This is a genomic window from Micromonospora thermarum (assembly GCF_012034245.1).
Classification (GTDB): domain Bacteria; phylum Actinomycetota; class Actinomycetes; order Mycobacteriales; family Micromonosporaceae; genus Micromonospora; species Micromonospora thermarum.
This window is the reverse complement of record NZ_JAATEO010000020.1, coordinates 15,399-33,236: the sequence shown is the minus strand read 5'-3', so window position 1 is coordinate 33,236 and position 17,838 is coordinate 15,399. Positions and strand designations below refer to the sequence as shown.

At 75.4% G+C, this 17,838-nt stretch carries 13 protein-coding genes and 1 pseudogene; 8 read left to right on the top strand and 6 right to left on the bottom strand.

Annotated elements, in window-relative coordinates; genetic code table 11:
- Window positions 1-86: 86 nt before the first annotated feature.
- The 3 genes and pseudogenes from HCJ94_RS31515 to HCJ94_RS18700 form a co-directional block, all read right to left on the bottom strand.
- Window positions 87-608, bottom strand: a pseudogene (locus HCJ94_RS31515) (nitronate monooxygenase); the annotation flags it as partial.
- A gap of 148 nt (window positions 609-756) precedes the next feature.
- Window positions 757-1,755, bottom strand: a complete 999-nt coding sequence (cydB, locus tag HCJ94_RS18705; protein WP_168002321.1) for a cytochrome d ubiquinol oxidase subunit II — start codon at window positions 1,753-1,755, stop codon at window positions 757-759.
- A 13-nt stretch (window positions 1,756-1,768) separates the two neighbouring features.
- Window positions 1,769-3,181 (bottom strand): cytochrome ubiquinol oxidase subunit I, encoded by a 1,413-nt coding sequence (locus HCJ94_RS18700; protein ID WP_168002397.1) that lies wholly within the window; start codon window positions 3,179-3,181, stop codon window positions 1,769-1,771.
- A 188-nt stretch (window positions 3,182-3,369) separates the two neighbouring features.
- Here HCJ94_RS18700 and HCJ94_RS18695 point away from each other — a divergent pair, with 188 nt between their 5' ends.
- Entirely contained in the window at window positions 3,370-4,134 is a 765-nt protein-coding gene (locus HCJ94_RS18695; RefSeq protein WP_168002320.1) for a lysophospholipid acyltransferase family protein, read from the top strand.
- Between the two features lie 29 nt (window positions 4,135-4,163).
- Here the strand turns inward: HCJ94_RS18695 and HCJ94_RS18690 are convergent, their stop codons facing one another.
- From HCJ94_RS18690 to HCJ94_RS18680, 3 genes are read right to left on the bottom strand one after another with little or no spacing between them, the layout of a single operon-like run.
- Complete coding sequence (locus HCJ94_RS18690; protein WP_168002319.1) at window positions 4,164-4,517, bottom strand: hypothetical protein; 354 nt, start codon at window positions 4,515-4,517, stop codon at window positions 4,164-4,166.
- Window positions 4,518-4,527: 10 nt separating this feature from the next.
- On the bottom strand, window positions 4,528-6,213 hold the full coding sequence (locus tag HCJ94_RS18685) for an AbeC-like domain-containing protein (protein WP_168002318.1): 1,686 nt from the start codon (window positions 6,211-6,213) through the stop codon (window positions 4,528-4,530).
- A gap of 5 nt (window positions 6,214-6,218) precedes the next feature.
- Complete coding sequence (locus HCJ94_RS18680) at window positions 6,219-6,896, bottom strand: hypothetical protein (RefSeq protein WP_168002317.1); 678 nt, start codon at window positions 6,894-6,896, stop codon at window positions 6,219-6,221.
- Window positions 6,897-7,034: 138 nt separating this feature from the next.
- On the opposite strand from HCJ94_RS18680, the gene HCJ94_RS18675 reads away from it, so the two are divergent.
- The 7 genes from HCJ94_RS18675 to HCJ94_RS18645 all read left to right on the top strand — a co-directional run bounded on the left by HCJ94_RS18675 (window position 7,035) and on the right by HCJ94_RS18645 (window position 17,834).
- Window positions 7,035-7,805 carry a glycerophosphodiester phosphodiesterase family protein gene (locus tag HCJ94_RS18675; protein ID WP_168002316.1) on the top strand — a complete coding sequence of 257 codons (771 nt, stop codon included), beginning with the start codon at window positions 7,035-7,037 and terminating at the stop codon, window positions 7,803-7,805.
- A gap of 17 nt (window positions 7,806-7,822) precedes the next feature.
- A complete protein-coding gene (locus HCJ94_RS18670) occupies window positions 7,823-9,211 on the top strand; it encodes an MFS transporter (protein ID WP_168002315.1) in 1,389 nt (462 codons plus the stop codon).
- Between the two features lie 145 nt (window positions 9,212-9,356).
- The gene (locus HCJ94_RS18665) at window positions 9,357-10,076 is read left to right on the top strand and encodes a thymidine kinase (RefSeq protein WP_168002314.1); all 720 of its coding nucleotides are present in this window, start codon (window positions 9,357-9,359) and stop codon (window positions 10,074-10,076) included.
- Between the two features lie 150 nt (window positions 10,077-10,226).
- On the top strand, window positions 10,227-13,418 hold the full coding sequence (locus tag HCJ94_RS18660) for an FtsX-like permease family protein (protein ID WP_168002313.1): 3,192 nt from the start codon (window positions 10,227-10,229) through the stop codon (window positions 13,416-13,418).
- On the top strand, window positions 13,415-16,168 hold the full coding sequence (locus HCJ94_RS18655) for an FtsX-like permease family protein (protein ID WP_168002312.1): 2,754 nt from the start codon (window positions 13,415-13,417) through the stop codon (window positions 16,166-16,168). The genes HCJ94_RS18660 and HCJ94_RS18655 overlap by 4 nt, the downstream gene beginning before the upstream one ends.
- A complete protein-coding gene (locus HCJ94_RS18650) occupies window positions 16,165-17,136 on the top strand; it encodes an ABC transporter ATP-binding protein (protein ID WP_168002311.1) in 972 nt (323 codons plus the stop codon). Before HCJ94_RS18655 ends, HCJ94_RS18650 begins: the two co-directional genes overlap by 4 nt.
- Window positions 17,136-17,834 carry an ABC transporter ATP-binding protein gene (locus tag HCJ94_RS18645; protein ID WP_168002310.1) on the top strand — a complete coding sequence of 233 codons (699 nt, stop codon included), beginning with the start codon at window positions 17,136-17,138 and terminating at the stop codon, window positions 17,832-17,834. The genes HCJ94_RS18650 and HCJ94_RS18645 overlap by 1 nt, the downstream gene beginning before the upstream one ends.
- Window positions 17,835-17,838 lie beyond the last annotated feature (4 nt).

The following is a 17,838-nucleotide window of genomic DNA, read 5'->3' as shown; positions in this document are numbered from 1 at the left end:
GGCCGGGCCGGTGGTGGCGCTGCGGTAGCCGGTGCCGGCAGGTCGGTGGCCCGCACGACGTCACGGACCAGGGGCAGGGTGGCGGTCGGCGGGGCGGGCCGCGCCGGGGTGTGGGTGCCGCTGTGCCCGCCGGCCTCGGTGCCCTGCGCGACCAGCCCGTCGACGCCCAGGGCGCGGGCGGCGAGGGCCTCGGCGACCGAGGTCACGGTGACGAGCACGCGGGTGCCGGCGCGGCGCAGCGCGGCCAGCGCCGCCGGGTCGGGCAGGCCGAACGTGAAGCTGGCCACGGGCACCGGGTCGGCCACCAGCAGATCGATCTTGTCGTGCCAGTGGTCGTCGTCGTGCGCGAGCGGGGCGGCGGCCAGGTCGAGGCCGTACGGTCCGCCCTCGGCGGCTATGTCACAGGCGTACCGGCGAAACTCCGCCTCGCCGATCTCGGGCGGGCCGGGCACGAACAGGTTCACCCCGCACGGCGTGCCGGCCGCCCGCAGCTCGGCCAGCTCGGCGGCGACCGCCTCGGGGGTCTTGTAGCCGGCCGCGAGGAAGCCGAAGCCGCCGGCCGCGGTTACGGCCGAGACCAGGGCGCAGGTGGTGGCGCCCCCGGCCATCGGCGCGCCCACGATGGGCGTCGCGCTGCCGAAGAAGTCCGTCCACGCGTCCCCGCTCACCGTCCCAGCGTAGGCCCGCCGGACGCCTCCCCCGGGGACGAGCCGTGAGTCTCCCGGCCCGCCGGTGTGGCGGGCCGGGGCCGCGCCGTCAGTGCCGCGGGATGTGCGCGACGCCGATGCGCTTGCGGAACACCCAGTACGTCCAGCCCTGGTAGGCGAGCACGATCGGGGTGAACACCACCGCCACCCAGGTCATGATCTTCAGGGTGTAGGGGGTGGAGGCGGCGTTGGCGGCGGTCAGCGTGCCGGCGGCGTCCAGCGTGGAGGGCAGGACGTTCGGGAACAGCGCGGCGAACAGGGTCGCCACGGCCAGGCCGATCGCCACGGCGGTGCCGGTGAAGGCCCAGCCCTCCCGGCGTACCCGGGCGGCGGCGAGACCACCGACCAGCGCGAGGGCGGCGCCGACGGCGAGGACGACGGCGGCCGCGCTGGAGCGGATCGCCAGCGTCCAGGTGAGGAACGCGACCGCGAGCACGGCGGTGACCACGCCGAGGCGCACCGCGAGCGCGCCGGCACGCTCGCGGACGTCGCCGACGGTCTTCAGGGCGATGAACACCGCGCCGTGGGTGAGGAACAGCGCGAGGGTGGTGGCGCCGCCGAGCAGGGCGTACGGGTGGAGCAGGTCGAGCAGGCCGCCGGCGTACTCGTGGTCGGCGGTCAGCGGCACGCCGCGCAGGATGTTGGCGAACGCGACGCCCCACAGGACCGCCGGCAGCAGGGAGCCCCAGAAGATGGCCCGGTCCCAGCGGCGTTTCCAGGCGGCCTCGGGGCGCTTGTGGCGGTACTCGAAGGCGACGCCCCTGGCGATCAGCGCGAGCAGGATGAGCAGCAGCGGCAGGTAGAAGCCGGAGAACAGGGTGGCGTACCACTCGGGGAACGCGGCGAACATGGCCCCGCCGGCGGTGATCAGCCACACCTCGTTGCCGTCCCACACCGGACCGATGGTGTTGATGAGGACCCGGCGTTCGCGGTCGTCGCGGCCGAGGACGGGCAGCAGCATGCCGACGCCGAAGTCGAAGCCTTCGAGGACGAAGTAGCCGGTGAAGAGGACGGCGACGAGGAGAAACCAGACGGTCGTCAGTTCCACGTGGGGCTCCGGGTCAGTAGGCGAAGGCGAGCGGGCGCTCGGCGTCGTCGGTGTCGTCGGGTTCGGGGGCCGGGGTCAGGTCGGGTACGCCCGCCCTGGCGTAGCGGACGAGCAGCTTGAACTCGATGACGGCGAGGGTGGCGTAGATCAGCGTGAAGGCGGTGAACGAGGTGAGGACCTCGGCCAGCGACACGCTGCGGGAGACGCCGTCGCGGGTGAGCATCTCGCCGAAGACGATCCACGGCTGGCGGCCCATCTCGGTGAAGATCCAGCCGAAGGAGTTGGCGACCAGGGGCAGCAGCGGCATGACCAGGCCGGCGCGCAGCAGCCACCGGCTGCCGGGGGTACGGCCCTTGCGGTGGGTCCACAGCACCAGCAGGGCGATCGCGGCGGCGGCCAACCCGAACGCGATCATGAACCGGAAGCTCCAGTAGGTGACCGGGATGATCGGGGTGTAGCTGCCGGCGCCGTACTGGGCGGTGTACTGGGCCTGCAGGTCGTTGATGCCCTGGACGGTGCCGTTGGGGTCGCCGGTGCCGAGGTACGACAGCAGGTACGGGATCTTCAGGGCGAACAGCTCGCGCGTGCCGTCGAGGCTGCCGACGGTGAGCACGGAGAACGAGGCGGGGCTCTCGGTGGCGTACAGGCCCTCGGCGGCGGCCATCTTCATCGGCTGCACCTGGGTCATGATCTTGCCTTGGATGTCGCCGGTGATGACGACCGCGGCGGCGGCGACAAGCGTCACCCAGGACCCGAACTTGGCGGCGAACCGGTAGGCGGGGGTGTCGGCGGAGTCGCGGTTGCGGATCAGGTGCCACAGGGCCACGGCGACCAGCAGCGACCCGGCGACGAGGAACGCGCCGGCGATCGTGTGCGGGAAGGTGATCAGGGCGACCTTGTTGGTGAGCACCGCGACGAAGTCGGTCAGCTCGGCGCGGCCGGACTCGGGGTTGACGCGGTAGCCGACCGGGTTCTGCATGAACGAGTTCGCGGCGAGGATGAAGTACGCCGACAGGTTGGTGCCGATGGCGGCGGCCCAGATGCTCGCGAGGTGCAGCCGTTTGGGCAGCCGGTCCCAACCGAAGATCCACAGGCCGATGAAGGTGGATTCGAGGAAGAACGCGACCAGCGCCTCGATGGCGAGGAACGAGCCGAAGACGTCGCCGACGAAGCGGGAGTAGTCGCTCCAGTTCATGCCGAACTGGAACTCCTGCACGATGCCGGTGACCACGCCCATCGCGAAGTTGATCAGGAAGAGCTTGCCGTAGAACTTGGTGAGCTTGAGGTACTTCTCGTCGCCCGTGCGGTGCCACAGCGTCTGGAGGATCGCGACCAGCACGGACAGGCCGATGGTCAGCGGTACGAAGAGGAAGTGGTAGACGGTGGTGACACCGAACTGCCAGCGGGCGACGTCCAACGCGTCCACCTGGAAACCCCCAGCCATGCGTACTACGAGACGTAGTAAATACTACTGCTCGTCGTAGAAAATTCGGCAGGGTCGAGGGTCCCGAAGCGGCCCGGGACCAATGACCTTGATCACCCCGGCCGGCCGGCCCGATCAGGGCCGCCCCGCTGCCCCGCGCAGGTGCCCGCGCGTGCGACCATTGCGCGCTGATGGACACCGCCACCTGGCAGCCGCCGCTGATCTGGCGCGCCGCCCAGCTGCTCGCCCGCCTCATCGTGGGGCTCCTCGCCCGCTTCGAGGTCACCGGGGGCGTTCCCGCGCACCTGCGGCGCGGGCCACTGATCCTGGCCGCCAACCACATCAGCCCGTTCGACCCGGTGGTGATGGCCGCCGCCTGCCGGGCCGTCGGCGTCTCCCCCCGGATCATGGCCACCGGCGGGCTGTTCCGCGCTCCCGTCGTGGGACCGGCCATGCGCCACGCCGGGCACATCCGGGTCGACCGTGGCACCACCGCGGTGCACAGGGCGCTCGACGACGCGGCCGCCGCGGTCGCCGGCGGCTCCGTGATCCTCGTCTACCCCGAGGGCCGCATCGGGCTGGACCCGGGGCTGTGGCCGGAGCGCGGCAAGACCGGCGCCGCCCGGCTGGCCCTCGCCTGCGGCGCGCCGGTCGTCCCCGTCGCCCAGTGGGGCTCCCACGAGGTGCTGCCCTACCGGACCCCCAAGGGCCTGCTGAAGGGCATCGCCCGGGCGATGGCGCGCCGCCCGGTCGTCCGGGTGCATTTCGGCGAACCGATCGACCTCGGCGACCTCGTTCACGGCACGCCGGGCGCCGCCCGCCGCGGCACCGACCGGATCATCGACGCGATCAGCGACGCCCTGGCGCCGCTGCGGCCCGACGAGCCCGACCGGCCGCGCCACGTCGACCCCGGCCGGCCGGTCGACACCAGCCGCTCCCACCGCCGCCGCGCCTGACCGCGGTCCACCCCGGGACCGGCTCGCCCTCAGGACGCCTGCACCGCACGGATCACCTCGGTCACGGCCACCGCGACCGGCGCGACCGGTGCGGCGAGGGCGGCGAGGCGGTGCAGCAGCGCCTCGACACGCGCCGGCTGCGGATCCGGCCGGGACAGCTCGTCGCGTACCTGCGCCGCGACGCCCACCGCCGGCTCCGGCAGGTCACCGCGGTGCCGGTCGACCACCTCCACCAGGTGCCGCACCAGCGCGGCCACGTCGACGGCCGCCGGCGCCGTGGCGTGCAGGCTCCCTCCGGACGCGTACGCCCCGGGGCCGACCGCCTGGTTGCCGACCTGGCTGACCCCGCCGGACTGCTGGATTCCGTAGTTGATCTCTGTCATGTCCCGTCCCTCACTCGCTGCGGGGTCGGCCACCGCGCGGCGCGGACACCGGCTCCGCCCGCTGCTCGGCCCGGGCCCCCGTGCCCACCGCCTGGTTGCCGACCACACTGAGCCCGCCGGTCTGGATGACCCCCTGGTTGAGGATCATGGTCTGCCGGCTACGGAACTCGGCGGTGTCCACGCCCCGCTCGTCGAGGAAGTCCACGATGGCGGCCAGCACGTGCCGCTCCACGACCTTCAGGTGCTTGGCGGCGTCCAGCACCTGGAAGTAGTTGTGGTACCCGGACCCGGCCGCCAGCTCCCGCACCCCGGCCCGGGCACCGTAGTCGTAGCCGAGATCCTCCCGGGCCAGCCGCCGTGCCCGCGCCCGCCTCCGGTGGTGGCGCAGCACCCGGACCGCGTCCCCGGTCAGCCGCAGCGGCGCACCGAGCGCCGTCCGCAGCAGCCCCTCGGCGCCGGCGGCGAGCAACTGCGCGAACTGGCTCGCTGGCAGCCACTCGGTCAGCCGGTCCACGTCGTGGTGCTCCCACCGCGGCGGCTCCAGAAGGGTGCGCGCGCACTCCAGGTAGAGCACCCGGCCGTCGGTGGAGAAGTGCAGGAACGTGCCGGCCACGACCTCGCCGCCCCAGGACGGCACCAGCGCGCACAGGTAGTGCCGGGCCGCGCCCCGGGGACGAGCCGCCACCTGGCGGACCTCCTCGTCGGTCCAGTGCTGCCGCGGCGTCCGCTCCCGGTCGGGCAGCAGGCGCGCGTCGTCGGTGAGCATCCGCCCGCCGACGAAGATCCGGTCCTCCAGCAGCAGGTCCGGCAGCCGGTCGGCGTCCGGGCCGTCCCGCCCCACCGCCGCCAGCCGCGACCGGACGTGGTCGATCAGGTCCAACACCGCGACCGGCACCGGCTCGTCCGCCGGGGCGGCCCCGGCCGGCGCGCCGGGCAGCACGGACCCGGGCCCGGCCGGCACGATCGGCAGGGCGAACGACCACCCGGCCACCGGCGTGCCGTGCCCCACGAACGGGACGTACCCGCCGTAGACGGTGACGTTGCCCCGCTGCGCCTCGTCGATGGCGGCCAGCCGGGCGGCGTACCGGCCGTCCCTGTCGGGGGACGGCGGGCGGAACCGGCCGCGCCTCAGCCGGGTCACCAGCAGCCGCCGCGTGCCCAGCAGGTGGACCACCACCACCAGGTAGGCGGCCACGACGAACGGCAGGGCCAGTACCGGCCGGCCGACCAGCCAACCGGGCAGCCCGGTCCGCTCCTCCTCCGCCCCGGTCACGCCCTGCAGCTGCACCAGCAGCATCAACGCGATCAACGCCACCGAGACCAGGGCCAGCACCGGCGCGAGCGCACCGTGCCGGGTCGGCCGGAACGGGGCCAGCCGCGTGCCCAGCACCATCGCCGCGCCGGCCAGCAGGGTCCACAGCGGCGAGAGCAGCACCGCGGCGCCGCCGGCGAGCAGCAGCCACCCGTCCCGACGCACGCGTCGACCGCGGGCCTGCAGGCAGTGGCGCAGCACCGAGGACAGGTCGAAACCCACCGACGGCGCGACGGCGCGCAGGTCGTCCTCGAGCACCTCGGCCAGCGCCCGCTCGGCGAAGGCCTCGTCGGTGTGCGCGGCCGCGCACAGGTAGCGGGTCGCCTCGCTGCCCGCCTCCGGCGGTGCGGCCGTCCGCCGCGGCCGCACGCCCTCCCGGAGCATGCGCGTCACCTCCGCTTCCCGGTGGCAGGATCATCGGTCGGGGTCGGCCGCGACAGGGGCAGCACCCACGCCAGGAGCACACCCAGCACGAAGCCGGCGAGCACCCCGTCGACCAGCGCGCCCCGCACGTACTGCGCCCGGTCGTAGCCGTAGACGTCGCCCGCGCCCAGCAGCACGAGCAGGACGACTCCGCCGGCGGCCGCGAGCGCGCCACCGGCCACCGGCGCGGCGAACACGGCGAGCGCGCGGTGCACCGGCGACGGCACCGGCCCGGCCGCTGCCAGCCGGCGCAGCAGCCACACCGTGACCAGGACGAACACCAGCGTCCGGGCGTTCTGCGCCAGCCAGAACGGCAGCTGGCGGTCGTCGGTGATCCGCACCTCCCAGCGCAGCGCGAGCAGCGCGGACACGATCATCTCGCCGGGGGCGGCGACGAGCGCGGCGACGCCCTCGGCGTCCGACAGGTCGAAGCGCCACTCGGTCAGCGACCCGGACACCCACGGATTGCCGGCCGCCAGGACCAGCAGCACGACCACCCGGGCGGCGAGCGGCAGCCCGCCACCCACCGGCGGTGGTGGTGGCACCGCCGGCGGTGGCAGCGGATCCAGCGGTGCTCTGGTGAGCGGGCCGGGTGGCGTCGGCGGCTCCGCGCGGCCCGGCCCGGACGGCGTCCACGAGACCATGCGCCCATCATCGGCGGCGCCGCCGCCACAGTGATCCTTACTGTCCGACATGCGGCAGTCACCCCGGCGTCCGCGGCGTCACGTCGCGGCCGCCGGCCGGTCACCGGCCCGCCGCCGGCGCCCGGCATACTGCCTCGCGTGCTGACCGGCCTGCACCCCTACCTCGACGCCCCCGCGCCCCTCGCGTTCGCGCATCGCGGCGGCGCCGCCGACGGCGACGAGAACACCGCCGCGGCGTTCGCCCGGGCCGTCGACCTCGGCTACCGGTACGTCGAGACCGACGTGCACGCCACCGCCGACGGGGTGGCGGTGATCTTCCACGACGCGACGCTGCGGCGCGTCACCGGCGAGACCGGGCGGATCGCCGACCTGCGCTGGGCCGACCTGGCGACGGTGCGGATCGGCGGGGCGGCCGTCGTACCGCGCCTGGACGAGGTGCTCGACGCGTGGCCGCAGGTGCGGTTCAACGTGGACGTCAAGGCCGACCGGGGCGTCGAGCCGGCCGTGACGACCGTGACCCGGGCCGGTGCCGGCGACCGGGTGCTGCTGGCCTCGTTCAGCGACGCGCGGCTGGCCCGGATGCGGGCCCTCACGCGGGGCCGGGTGGCCACCAGCCTCGGCATGCGCGGCGTGGCCCGGCTGCGCATGGCCTCGCTGACCGGCCGGCCGCTGCGGCTGCCGGAGTCGGTGATCGCCGCGCAGGTGCCGGTGCGGTACGGGCGGGTGCGGGTGACCGACCGGCGGTTCCTCGCCTACTGCCACCGCATCGGGCTGCAGGTGCATGTCTGGACGATCGACGAACCTGCCGAGATGCACGAGTTACTGGACCTCGGCGTGGATGGCATCATGACCGATCACGTCGGCGTGCTGCGCGACGTCTACCGCAGCCGCGGCCACTGGGCCGCCTGACCCGCCCGAAGGACGACATGGCCGCCACCGCCACCCCCGCCGTCGAGGACGTTCCCGCACCGTCGAGCACCCGCCGCGAACGCACCGGCTGGTACTTCTACGACTGGGCGATGTCGGCGTTCTCCACCACGGTCATCACGGTGTTCCTCGGGCCGTTCCTCACCACGGTCACCGAACTCGCCGCCGGCTGCGAACTGGGCGCGGACACCTGCTCGGGGCACGTGTACCCGCTGGGGATCAAGGTGGCGGCCGGCTCGTACTTCCCGTACCTGGTGTCGCTGTCGGTGTTCCTCACCGTGTTCGTGCTGCCGGTGGTCGGCGCGGTCGCCGACCGGTCGGCGCACAAGAAGCGGCTGCTGGCGGCGGCGGCGTTCACCGGCGCGGGCGCCACCGTGGCGATGCTGTTCGTCACCGGCGACCGGTACCTGCTCGGCGGCGCGCTGTTCCTCGTCGCCAACATCGCCTTCGGCGCCGGCGTGGTCGTCTACAACTCGTTTCTGCCGCAACTGGGCGGCCCCGACGACCGCGACGGCATCTCCAGCCGCGGCTGGGCCCTGGGCTACCTCGGCGGCGGCCTGCTGCTCGCGTTGAACCTGGTCGCGGTGCAGAGCCTCGGTGACGGGTCGGCGCAACGCACCCTCGACCTGGCCCGGTGGTCCATCGTGTCGGCCGGGCTGTGGTGGGCGCTGTTCACCCTGGTGCCGCTGCGCTGGCTGCGGGAGCACCCCACCCCGGCCGCGCTGCACGGCACCGGCAACGTCCTCACCGACGGCTTCCGGCAGCTCGGGCGTACGCTGCGCCAGCTGAAGGCGTACCCGCTGACGCTGTTCTTCCTGCTGGCGTTCCTGGTCTACAACGACGGCATCCAGACCGTGATCGCCCTGGCCAGCCAGTACGGCACCGAGGAGCTGCGGCTGGAGCAGAGCACGCTGATCGTCACCATCCTGCTGGTGCAGTTCCTCGCCTTCGGTGGAGCGCTGCTGCTCGGCGCGCTCGCCCGGCGCATCGGCGCGTGGAAGACGGTCCTGCTGAGCCTGGTGCTGTGGACCGGCGTGATCCTCGCCGCGTTCCGGCTGCCCGCCGAGGCGCCGCTGCCGTTCATGGCCCTCGGCGCGGGCATCGGCCTGGTGCTCGGCGGCAGCCAGGCGTTGAGCCGGTCGCTGTTCAGCCAGCTCATCCCCGCCGGCCGGGAAGGCGAGTACTACGGCTTCTACGAAATCAGCGACAAGGGCACCAGCTGGCTGGGGCCGCTGGCGTTCGGCCTGGTGTTCCAGCTCACCAACTCCTACCGGGTGGGCCTGGTCTCCCTGCTGATCTTCTTCGTGGTCGGGTTCGTGCTGCTGCTGGCGGTGCCGATGCGCCGGGCGATCGTGGCCGCCGGGAACACCCCGCCGCGGGTGCTGTAGAGCCGACGGCCGGCCGGCCGGCCGACGCCGGAGCGCGCCGGTCGGTGACGCGGCGCTCGGGGGCGGCCGTGGTCCAACGCCCGGGCCCCGGAAACTGGATCATGCCGGCCGGACGAGACCGGTCGATGGATTAAGCTGCCCGACCGTGACCGACGACGCCGCCGCCCCGACCTGCCTGGCGCGCCCGCTGCCGGGCCCCGACGAGCAACCCGCCGGCTGCGCCGCCGCCCGCGCCGTCGACGGACGCCCGCTGCACGCGGCGGCGCTGCGGTTCTACTGGGGGCCGATGGACTGCGGCAAGTCCACGATGGCGCTGCAGATGAACTACAACCACGCCCGGCAGGGCCGCCGGGGCCTGGTCACCACCCGCATCGACCGGTCGCTGGGCCCGCAGGTCACCACCCGCATCGGGCTGGCCCACGAGGCGATCGAGGTCACCGACGACCTGGACCTGCGCATCCTGGTGCGCGACACGTGGGCCGAGGGCGTCCGCGTCGACTACCTCATCTGCGACGAGGCGAGCTTCTACAGCGTCGCGCACGTCGAGCAGATGGCCGAACTCGTCGACAGCTACGACGTCGACGTGTACGCGTTCGGCCTGGCCACCGACTTCCGGTCGTGCCTGTTCCCCGCCGCGCAGCGGCTGTTCGAACTCGCCGACTCGGTGGCCCGCATCCAGGTCGAGGTGCTCTGCTGGTGCGGGCGGGAGGGGCTGCTCAACGCCCGCGTGGTCGACGGCCGGGTGGCCCGCGAGGGCGCCCAGGTCGTCATCGGCGACACCGTCGACACCGCCGACACCGCCGAGGTCCGCTACCAGGTGCTCTGCCGCCGCCACTACCGGGCGGGGGACCTCGGCCCCCGCTGACCCGGGCCCGCCGCCCGGCGCCGGGGCGGACCGCGTGGGACACGATTTGATCACGGCGCGAACCTTTCCGGGGCCCTCGCCCCTCTCTCCCGCACGACGGGACGGCGACCGGCGCCGCTCCGCCCTGCGCGTACGGGGGTACACCACGACATGAGGCTCGCGTTGCGACGTGCCCGCGGGGCCAGGGGTCTGCTCCTCGCCGCGGCCGGGGCGACCCTGGTGGCCACCGCCGCCCTCACCGGCCTCGCCGCCTACAACGACGACGTCGTCGCCTCCGGCACCGCCAACGTGCTGTCCGAAGCCACCGCCGAGGAACGTTCGATCCTCGTCCGTGGCCCGGCCGGCGGCACCGCCGAGGCCCTGCGAGAGCGGGACAGCGCGCTGCGGGAGCACGTCACCGCGCAACTGACCGGCCTGGACCCGACGGTGACCGCCGCCGGGTACGCCGCCGGCCGCCAGTTGCGGGGCGACACCGGCTCGGCGGTCGGCGACGCGGGCGGCACCGTCTACGCGTCGGTGATGTTCCTCGACGACCTGGCCGCGCACGCCCGGCTCACCGCCGGCGCCTGGCCGCAACCCGGCGCCGGCCCGGTGCAGGCCGCCCTCGCCGCGCCCGCCGCCGCCGTGCTGGGCGTCGACGTCGGTGACCGGGTGCCGGTCACCGACGGTTTCACCGGCCGGGTCACCCAGGTCAGCGTGGTGGGCCTCTTCACGCCCGTCGACCCGGCGGACACCTACTGGCGGCTCGCTCCCGAGGTGGCCACCGGCACCCTGCCCCGGTCGGCCACGTACGGCCCGTTCACCGTGCACCGCGACGACTTCCTCGTCGGTTTCCGCACCAACGCGTCCGCCGGGTGGCTGGTCGAGCCGGACCTGAGCGGCGTCACCGGCGGTGCCGCCCTGGACCGGCTCGCCGCCGGCGCCACCCGGGTCGCCGCCACCGCGCCCCGTAAGGCCGGCCTCGGCGACGCGGGAACCGCCATCACCACCCTCGACGACCTGGTACAGCGCCTGCAACGGGCCACCCTGGTCGGGCGGTCCGCCCTGGTCACGCCCATGCTGCTGGTGGTGGTGCTCGGCGGGTACGCGCTGCTGCTGGTCGCGCTGCTGCTCACCGAGCACCGCCGCGCGGAGACCGCGCTGCTGCGCGCCCGGGGCGCCGCCCGCGCCCAGCTCGCCGGGCTCGCCGCCCGGGAGGCGGGGCTGGTCGTCCTGCCCGCCGCCGTGCTGGCGCCCCCGCTGGCGGCGCAGCTGCTCGCGTACGCCGAGCGGGTGCCCGCGCTGGCCGCGGTCTCGGCGGGGCCGGGCGCCACCCTGACCGGCGCGCTGTGGCTGGTCGCGGCCCTCGCCACCGCCGGCTGCCTGCTGGCCATGCTGGTGCCCAGCCTGCGCGGCGGCGGCACCTACGTCGCCGACCTGGCCAGCCGGTCCCGGCCCAGCCGCCGCGGCCTGGTGCAACGCGCCGGCGTCGACGTCGTCCTGGTGGCGCTGGCCGTCCTGAGCTGGTACCAGCTGCGCCAGTACTCGTCGCCGCTGTCCCGCAGCCGCTCCGGCGCCCTGGACGTGGACCCGCTGCTGGCCGCCGCGCCCACCATCGGCGTGCTGGCCGGCGCGGTGCTCGCCCTGCGACTGCTGCCGCCGATGACCCGGCTGGCCGAGCGGTGGGTGGACCGCAAACCCTGGACCGCCACCATCCTCGGCACCTGGCAGGCGGGGCGACGCCCGCACGCCGGCCCGGTGCTGCTGCTCGCCCTCGCCGTGGCCGTCGGCACCCTCGCCTGGTGCCTCGCCGCCACCTCCCAGCGCTCCCTGACCGACCAGGCCGAACACACCGTCGGCGCGGACCTGCGGCTGACCGAGTCCGGCATCGCCGCCCCCGACGACCGGGCCGACCAGATCGGCACGCTGCCCGGCACCGCGCTCGCCGCGTGGCGGGAGGCGCTGCGGCTGGGACCGGCGGCCGAGCCCGCGTCCCTGGTCGCCGTCGACGCCCGGGCGGCCTCCGAGGTGGTGCGGCTGCGCTCCGACCTCGCCGACGGCGACGTGTTCGGGCAACTCGGCGACGGCCAGGTGGCCGTGCCGGCGGTCGAGCTGCCCGCCGACGCCCGCCGGTTGACCGGGACGCTGCTGACCCGGATCACCGGCACCGACCTGGCCGCGGCCGTGCAGACGTACGCGGTGCTGGTCGAGCCGCGCGGCGGGCACCGGCGGCTGCCGCTGGGCGCCACCCGCGACGGGGAACCCCACCGGTTCGCGGTCGACCTGCCGGCCGGCGCCGGCCCCGTGCGGCTGGCCGGGTTCACGGTCGACACGGTCGGCGTGCCCGGGATGCGGCTGGACTGGCGGATCAGCGACCTGCGGGCCGCCACCGACGGCTCGGCCGGGCAGCCGGTGGACCTCGGCGGGGAGCCGTGGCGGTGGATCGAACGCACCGGCGCCACGGCGCCGGCCACCGGCGGCGCGGGCAGCCTGTCCGCCCGGTACGCGCGCGACACCGACAACCTGCCGTTCCTCAACCGGGGCACGGCGGTGCAGATGGCCGTGGTCCGCCCGGCCGCCGCCGACCCGGTGCCGCTGCTGGCCACCCCGCAGGCGCTGGCCGTGCTGCGCGCCGACGTCGGTGACCGCACCCGGCTGTACCTGGGCGGCGCGGAGGTCGACGTCCGCATCGCCGGCACTGTCGACGCCGTACCCGGCAGCACCGAGCCGGCGGCGCTCGTGGCCGACCTGCCGTCACTGAGCACCCTGCTGCTGCACCACCACGGCATCGTGCGCGGGCCGCAGGAGTGGTGGCTGTCCGTCCCGCCGGGCGACCGGGAGCGGGCCGTGCAGGAGGCAACCGCGCTGGGCGGCCTCACCGTCCACGACCGGCAGGCCGTCGCCGCCGAGCTGGCCCGGGAGCCGTTCGGGGTGGGCGCGCGGGGTGCGCTGTTCGCCGCCGCCCTCGCCGCGGTGCTGCTCGCCGCCGTCGGGGTGGCCGTCGACGTCAGCGCCACCGCCCGCCGCCGCGCCACCGAACTGGCCGTGCTGCACACCCTCGGGGCCGGGCACCGGCTGGTGGCCCGCTCGCTGCTGGCCGAGCAGACGCTGCTCGCCGGACTGGGCGTACTGGTCGGTCTCGCGGTGGGCATCGGCGTCGCCGCCACGATGGCGCCGCTGGTGATCCTCACCCCGTCCGCGGACCGGCCCACCCCGGAGCCGCTGCTGCAGGTCGACTGGACGCCGGTGGCCGCCACCGGCGTCGGCCTGCTGCTGCTGGCGCTGGCGTTCAGCGCCAGCGTGTCGGCGACCCTGCGGCGGCGCCTGGCCGCCGGACAGCTGCGGATCGGAGAGGACCGGTGAGCGCCGACATGCGGCAGGGGAACGACAGGCGGCCGTCGCGGCGGCGGGGCGCCGGCCCGGTCCGGCGGGTGCGGGCCTTCGCGGCGCAGGCCGGCCTGCTCGCCGTGCTCGGGCTGGTCGCGGCCGTGCTGCTCACCGCCGGCCCCCGGCTGTCCACCGAGTACGCCGACAGCGGCCTGCGCGCCGACGTGGCGGCGCTGCCGCACCTGATCCGCGACGTCATCATCACCACCCGGCAGCTGCCCGACGGGGTGGACGGCGCGGTCGCCCAGGCCAGCCATCTCAACCGGCTCGCCACCACGCTGCCCGCGCCGCTGCCGCAGCTGGTGGACCAGCGGTGGCACTCGGCCACGATCGCCCCGGCCGACTTCACCGCCACCGGCGACGCCCCGCCCATGGACGGCGGCGCGATCAAGCAGGTCGGCGTGACCGCCCAGACCGGGCTGGCCGAGGCGGTCGACCTGCGCGCCGGCGCCTGGCCGCGCACCGTCGCCGGGCAGCCGGCCCAGGTGGCCCTCTCCGAGCGGGTCGCCGAGGTGTTCGCCCTGAAACCCGGCGACCGGCTGCGCTTCGCCGGCCGCGGCTTCGCCAGAGGCGAGGCGGTGGTCAGCGGGATCTTCGCCCCCCGCCGTGCCACCGACCCGGCGTGGGACGACCTGCCCTACGCCCTCGACCCGTTCGTGCCGGCCGTCGACGGCGAGCCGTACATCGCCGTCGCCGTGACCGACTCCGCCGGGGCGGCCACGCTGTCGCTGGCCACCGACACGCCGCTGACGTTCAGCTGGCGGTACCGGCTGGACGAGGACCGCCTCGACACGGCGATCCTCGACGCGGTGACCACCGCCGTCACCGAGGCCCGCCGTACGCAGTTCATGCCCGCCTCCACCGTGCAGACCGGGCTGGACACCGCCGGGGTGCGCTTCGCCGGGCAGCTCGCCGCCGTCGGCGCGCTGGTGGCCGTCGTGCAGGCCGGGCTGGTGGCGAGCCTGCTCGGGCTGATCCTCCTCGCCGCGGCCCTGACCGTGCAGCGCCGCCGGGAGGAACTGGCGTTGCTGCGCTCCCGCGGCGCCTCCCTCACCGCCGTCGCCCGCCGGCTCGGCGCCGAGTCGGTGCTGGTGCAGCCGGCCGCGGTGGCCGCCGGCTGGTTGCTCGGCACCCGCGCGCCCGGCCACGCCGACGGGGTGCCGTGGACGGTGCCGGCCCTCGCCGTGCTCACCACCGCCGTGGTGCCGGTGCTGGCCGTGCACGCGCAGCGGCGGGTCACCTTCGTCGCCCGTCGGCAGGACCTCACCCGGGCCCGCCCGTCGGCCCGGCGGCTCACCGCCGAGGCGGCGGTGCTGGCCGCCGCCGTCGCCGGGGTGCTGCTGCTGCGCCGGCGCGGCCTGGACACCGACGGCGGCGTCGACGCGTACCTCGTCTCGGTGCCGGTGCTGCTGGCCGTCGCGACGGCGCTGGTGGCGCTGCGGCTGCTGCCGTGGCCACTGCGGCTGGTCGACCGGCTCGCGGCCCGCGCGCGCGGCGCCCTGCTGTTCCTCGGCGCGGCCCGCGCCGGCCGGGGCGCGCCGATCACCATCGGACCGCTCGCGGTGCTGATCGTCGCGGTCAGCACCGGCGTGTTCAGCGCGGTCGTCGCGACGACGGTGGACGCCGCCCGGGACCGGGCCGCCGACCTGGCCGTGCCGGCGGACGCGTGGCTGACCGGGTACGCGTTCACACCGGACGCCGCCGACCGGCTCGCCGCCGTGGACGGGGTGGACGCGGTGGCCGGGGTGTGGACCGAGGCCAACCGGCGGGTGCTGTCCGGCGCCGACGCCGGTGCCCGCACCCTCGGCCAGGCCCGGGTGCTGGTGGTCGACGGCCCCGCCTTCGCCCGGGTGGTGGAGCGCAGCGGCGTCGACGTGGACGTGCCGGCCGCCCTGCGGACCGCCGCCCGCGGCGACGGGCCGGTGCCGGCGGTGGTGTCGCCCGCCGTCGCCGCCGACGTGGGCGCCGGCGCCGCCGCCGACGTGCAGAACCGGCTGTACCCGTTCACCGTGGCGCAGGTCGCCGACGCGTTCCCCGGCCTGGGCACGGACGTGGAACGGTTCATCGTGCTGCCCTGGCAGGCGCTGCCCGAGTACGCGCAGACCCCGGTGATCCCCAACCGGTTCCTGCTCGCCGGCACCGACGTCGCCGAGGCGAAGCTGCTGCGGGTCGGCGACGACGTGCAGCGGCAGCGGCAGGAGGCGGTGCTCGGCACGCCGGTCGCCGAGCCGGAGATCCCCGCCGCGCTGGACACCTGGGCCGCCCACCGGGACGGGTTGGAGCGCACCGGCGCGAACGCGGTGCTGGCACTGGCGTTCGTTCTGGGCGGGGTCGGCGGCACCGCGCTGGCGGTCCTGGCCGTGGGCTTCGCGGTGGTCGCCGACGTCCGGGGCCGCGGCCGGGTGCTGTCACGGCTGCGGACGATGGGCCTGTCCGTCGGCCACGGCCGCCGGCTGCTGGTGTACGAGCTGGTGCCGCTGGTGGGAGTGGCGGCGCTGGCCGGCGGCGCGGTCGGGGTGGCCCTGCCGTGGCTGCTCGGCCGGACCCTCGGCCTGGACGCGTTCACCCCCGGGGTGACGGCACGGGCCCACCTGGATCCGCTGGTCGTGGGTGGGGTGCTGGCCCTGGTGGTGGTCGGTCTGCTGGCCGGGCTGGCCGTCGAGAATCTGGCGAACCGGCGGATGCGCCTCGGCGAGGTGCTCCGCGTCGGAGAGGAGAACGCATGACTGCCGTCGAGGAGAAGGCGCCGGATCTCGCGACGCTGCAACGGCGTGCGGCCGAACGCGCCGCCGCCCGCGCCGGTGGCGCCGACCGGCTGCGCGGGCACATCGTCTGCGACGGGCTGGTACGCATCTTCACCACCGAGGGCGTCGAGGTCGTCGCGTTGCAGGGGCTCGACCTGGTGGTCGACCGGGGCGAGCTGCTGGCCATCGTCGGCGCCTCCGGGTCGGGCAAGTCGACCGTGCTGAACATCCTGTCCGGCCTGGACGTGCCGACCGCCGGCATCGCCCGCGTCGCCGGCTACGACCTGCTGACCATGTCGGCGAAGAAGCGGCTGCGCTACCGCCGCCACACGGTCGGGTTCGTGTGGCAGCAGACCGGCCGCAACCTGCTGCCGTACCTGACCGCGCGGGAGAACGTCGAGCTGCCGATGCGGCTGGCCGGGCGGCGCGGGCGGGGGCTGCGCCGGCGCGCCGACGAGCTGCTGGACATGGTCGGGGTGGGCTACTGCGCGGACCGCCGGCCGGGCCAGATGAGCGGCGGCGAGCAGCAGCGCTGCGCGATCGCGGTGGCCGTCGCCAACGACCCGGAGGTGCTGTTCGCCGACGAGCCGACCGGTGAGCTGGACGAGGCGACCGCCGGGGAGGTGTTCGCCGCGCTGCGCACCATCAACGCCGAGCTCGGCGTCACGATCGTGGTGGTCACCCACGACCACCAGGTGGCCTCGCAGGTCCGCCGGACCGTCGCGATCCGCGACGGCCGCACCGCCTCGGAGGTACGCCGATCGGCCCGCATCGGCGCCGACGGTGTCGAGGAACTGGTCACCGAGGAGTACGCGGTGCTGGACCGGGCCGGCCGCATGCAGCTGCCGGCGGCGTTCGTCGACGCCCTGGCGCTGCGCGACCGGGTGCGGCTGAACCTGGAACCGGACCACGTGCAGGTGCGCCCAGGCGTGGACGAGGAGGACAAGTGATGGCTGACGAGCTGGTACGCGTCGAGGGGATCAGCCGCGACTTCGGCAGCGGCGACCGGGTGGTGCACGCCGTACGCGAGGTGTCCTTCACCGCCGGACGCGGGGAGCTGGTGGCGATCCGGGGCCGCTCCGGCGCCGGCAAGACCACCCTGCTCAACCTGATCGGCGGCCTGGACATGCCCACCGCCGGGCGGATCCACGTCGCCGGGCACGAGGTGACGTCCGCCGGTGAGCGGGAACTGCTGGCGCTGCGCCGGGACACCATCGGTTTCGTGTTCCAGTCGTTCGGGCTGATCCCGATCCTGTCCGCGGCGGAGAACGTCGGCGTGCCGATGCGCCTGGCGAAGGTGCCCGCCGCCGAGCGGGAGCAGCGGGTGGCGGTGCTGCTGGAGCTGGTCGGCCTCGGCGGGCACGCGGCGCAGCGCCCGTACGAGATGTCCGGCGGGCAGCAGCAGCGGGTGGCGATCGCCCGCGCGCTGGCCAACGACCCGCCGCTGCTGATCGCCGACGAGCCGACCGGTCAGCTGGACTCGGAGACCGGCCGGTCGGTGATGGACCTGCTGCGAGCGCTGGTGCACGCCCGGGGGATGACCGCTCTGGTGGCCACCCACGACCCGACGCTGATGGAGCTGGCCGACCGGGTGCTGGTGCTGCGCGACGGCCGGCTGGCCGAGGCGGGCGAGCCGGTGCCGGCCTGATCCG

Excerpts from the sequence above, each read along its gene's own strand:
- HCJ94_RS18645 (WP_168002310.1), top strand. The coding sequence starts at position 17,136 with ATGGCTGACGAGCTGGTACGCGTCGAGGGGATCAGCCGCGACTTCGGC.
- HCJ94_RS18680 (WP_168002317.1), bottom strand. The coding sequence starts at position 6,896 with ATGGTCTCGTGGACGCCGTCCGGGCCGGGCCGCGCGGAGCCGCCGACG.
- HCJ94_RS18670 (WP_168002315.1), top strand. The coding sequence starts at position 7,823 with ATGGCCGCCACCGCCACCCCCGCCGTCGAGGACGTTCCCGCACCGTCG.
- HCJ94_RS18685 (WP_168002318.1), bottom strand. The coding sequence starts at position 6,213 with ATGCTCCGGGAGGGCGTGCGGCCGCGGCGGACGGCCGCACCGCCGGAG.
- HCJ94_RS18695 (WP_168002320.1), top strand. The coding sequence starts at position 3,370 with ATGGACACCGCCACCTGGCAGCCGCCGCTGATCTGGCGCGCCGCCCAG.
- HCJ94_RS18690 (WP_168002319.1), bottom strand. The coding sequence starts at position 4,517 with ATGACAGAGATCAACTACGGAATCCAGCAGTCCGGCGGGGTCAGCCAG.
- HCJ94_RS18650 (WP_168002311.1), top strand. The coding sequence starts at position 16,165 with ATGACTGCCGTCGAGGAGAAGGCGCCGGATCTCGCGACGCTGCAACGG.
- HCJ94_RS18660 (WP_168002313.1), top strand. The coding sequence starts at position 10,227 with ATGAGGCTCGCGTTGCGACGTGCCCGCGGGGCCAGGGGTCTGCTCCTC.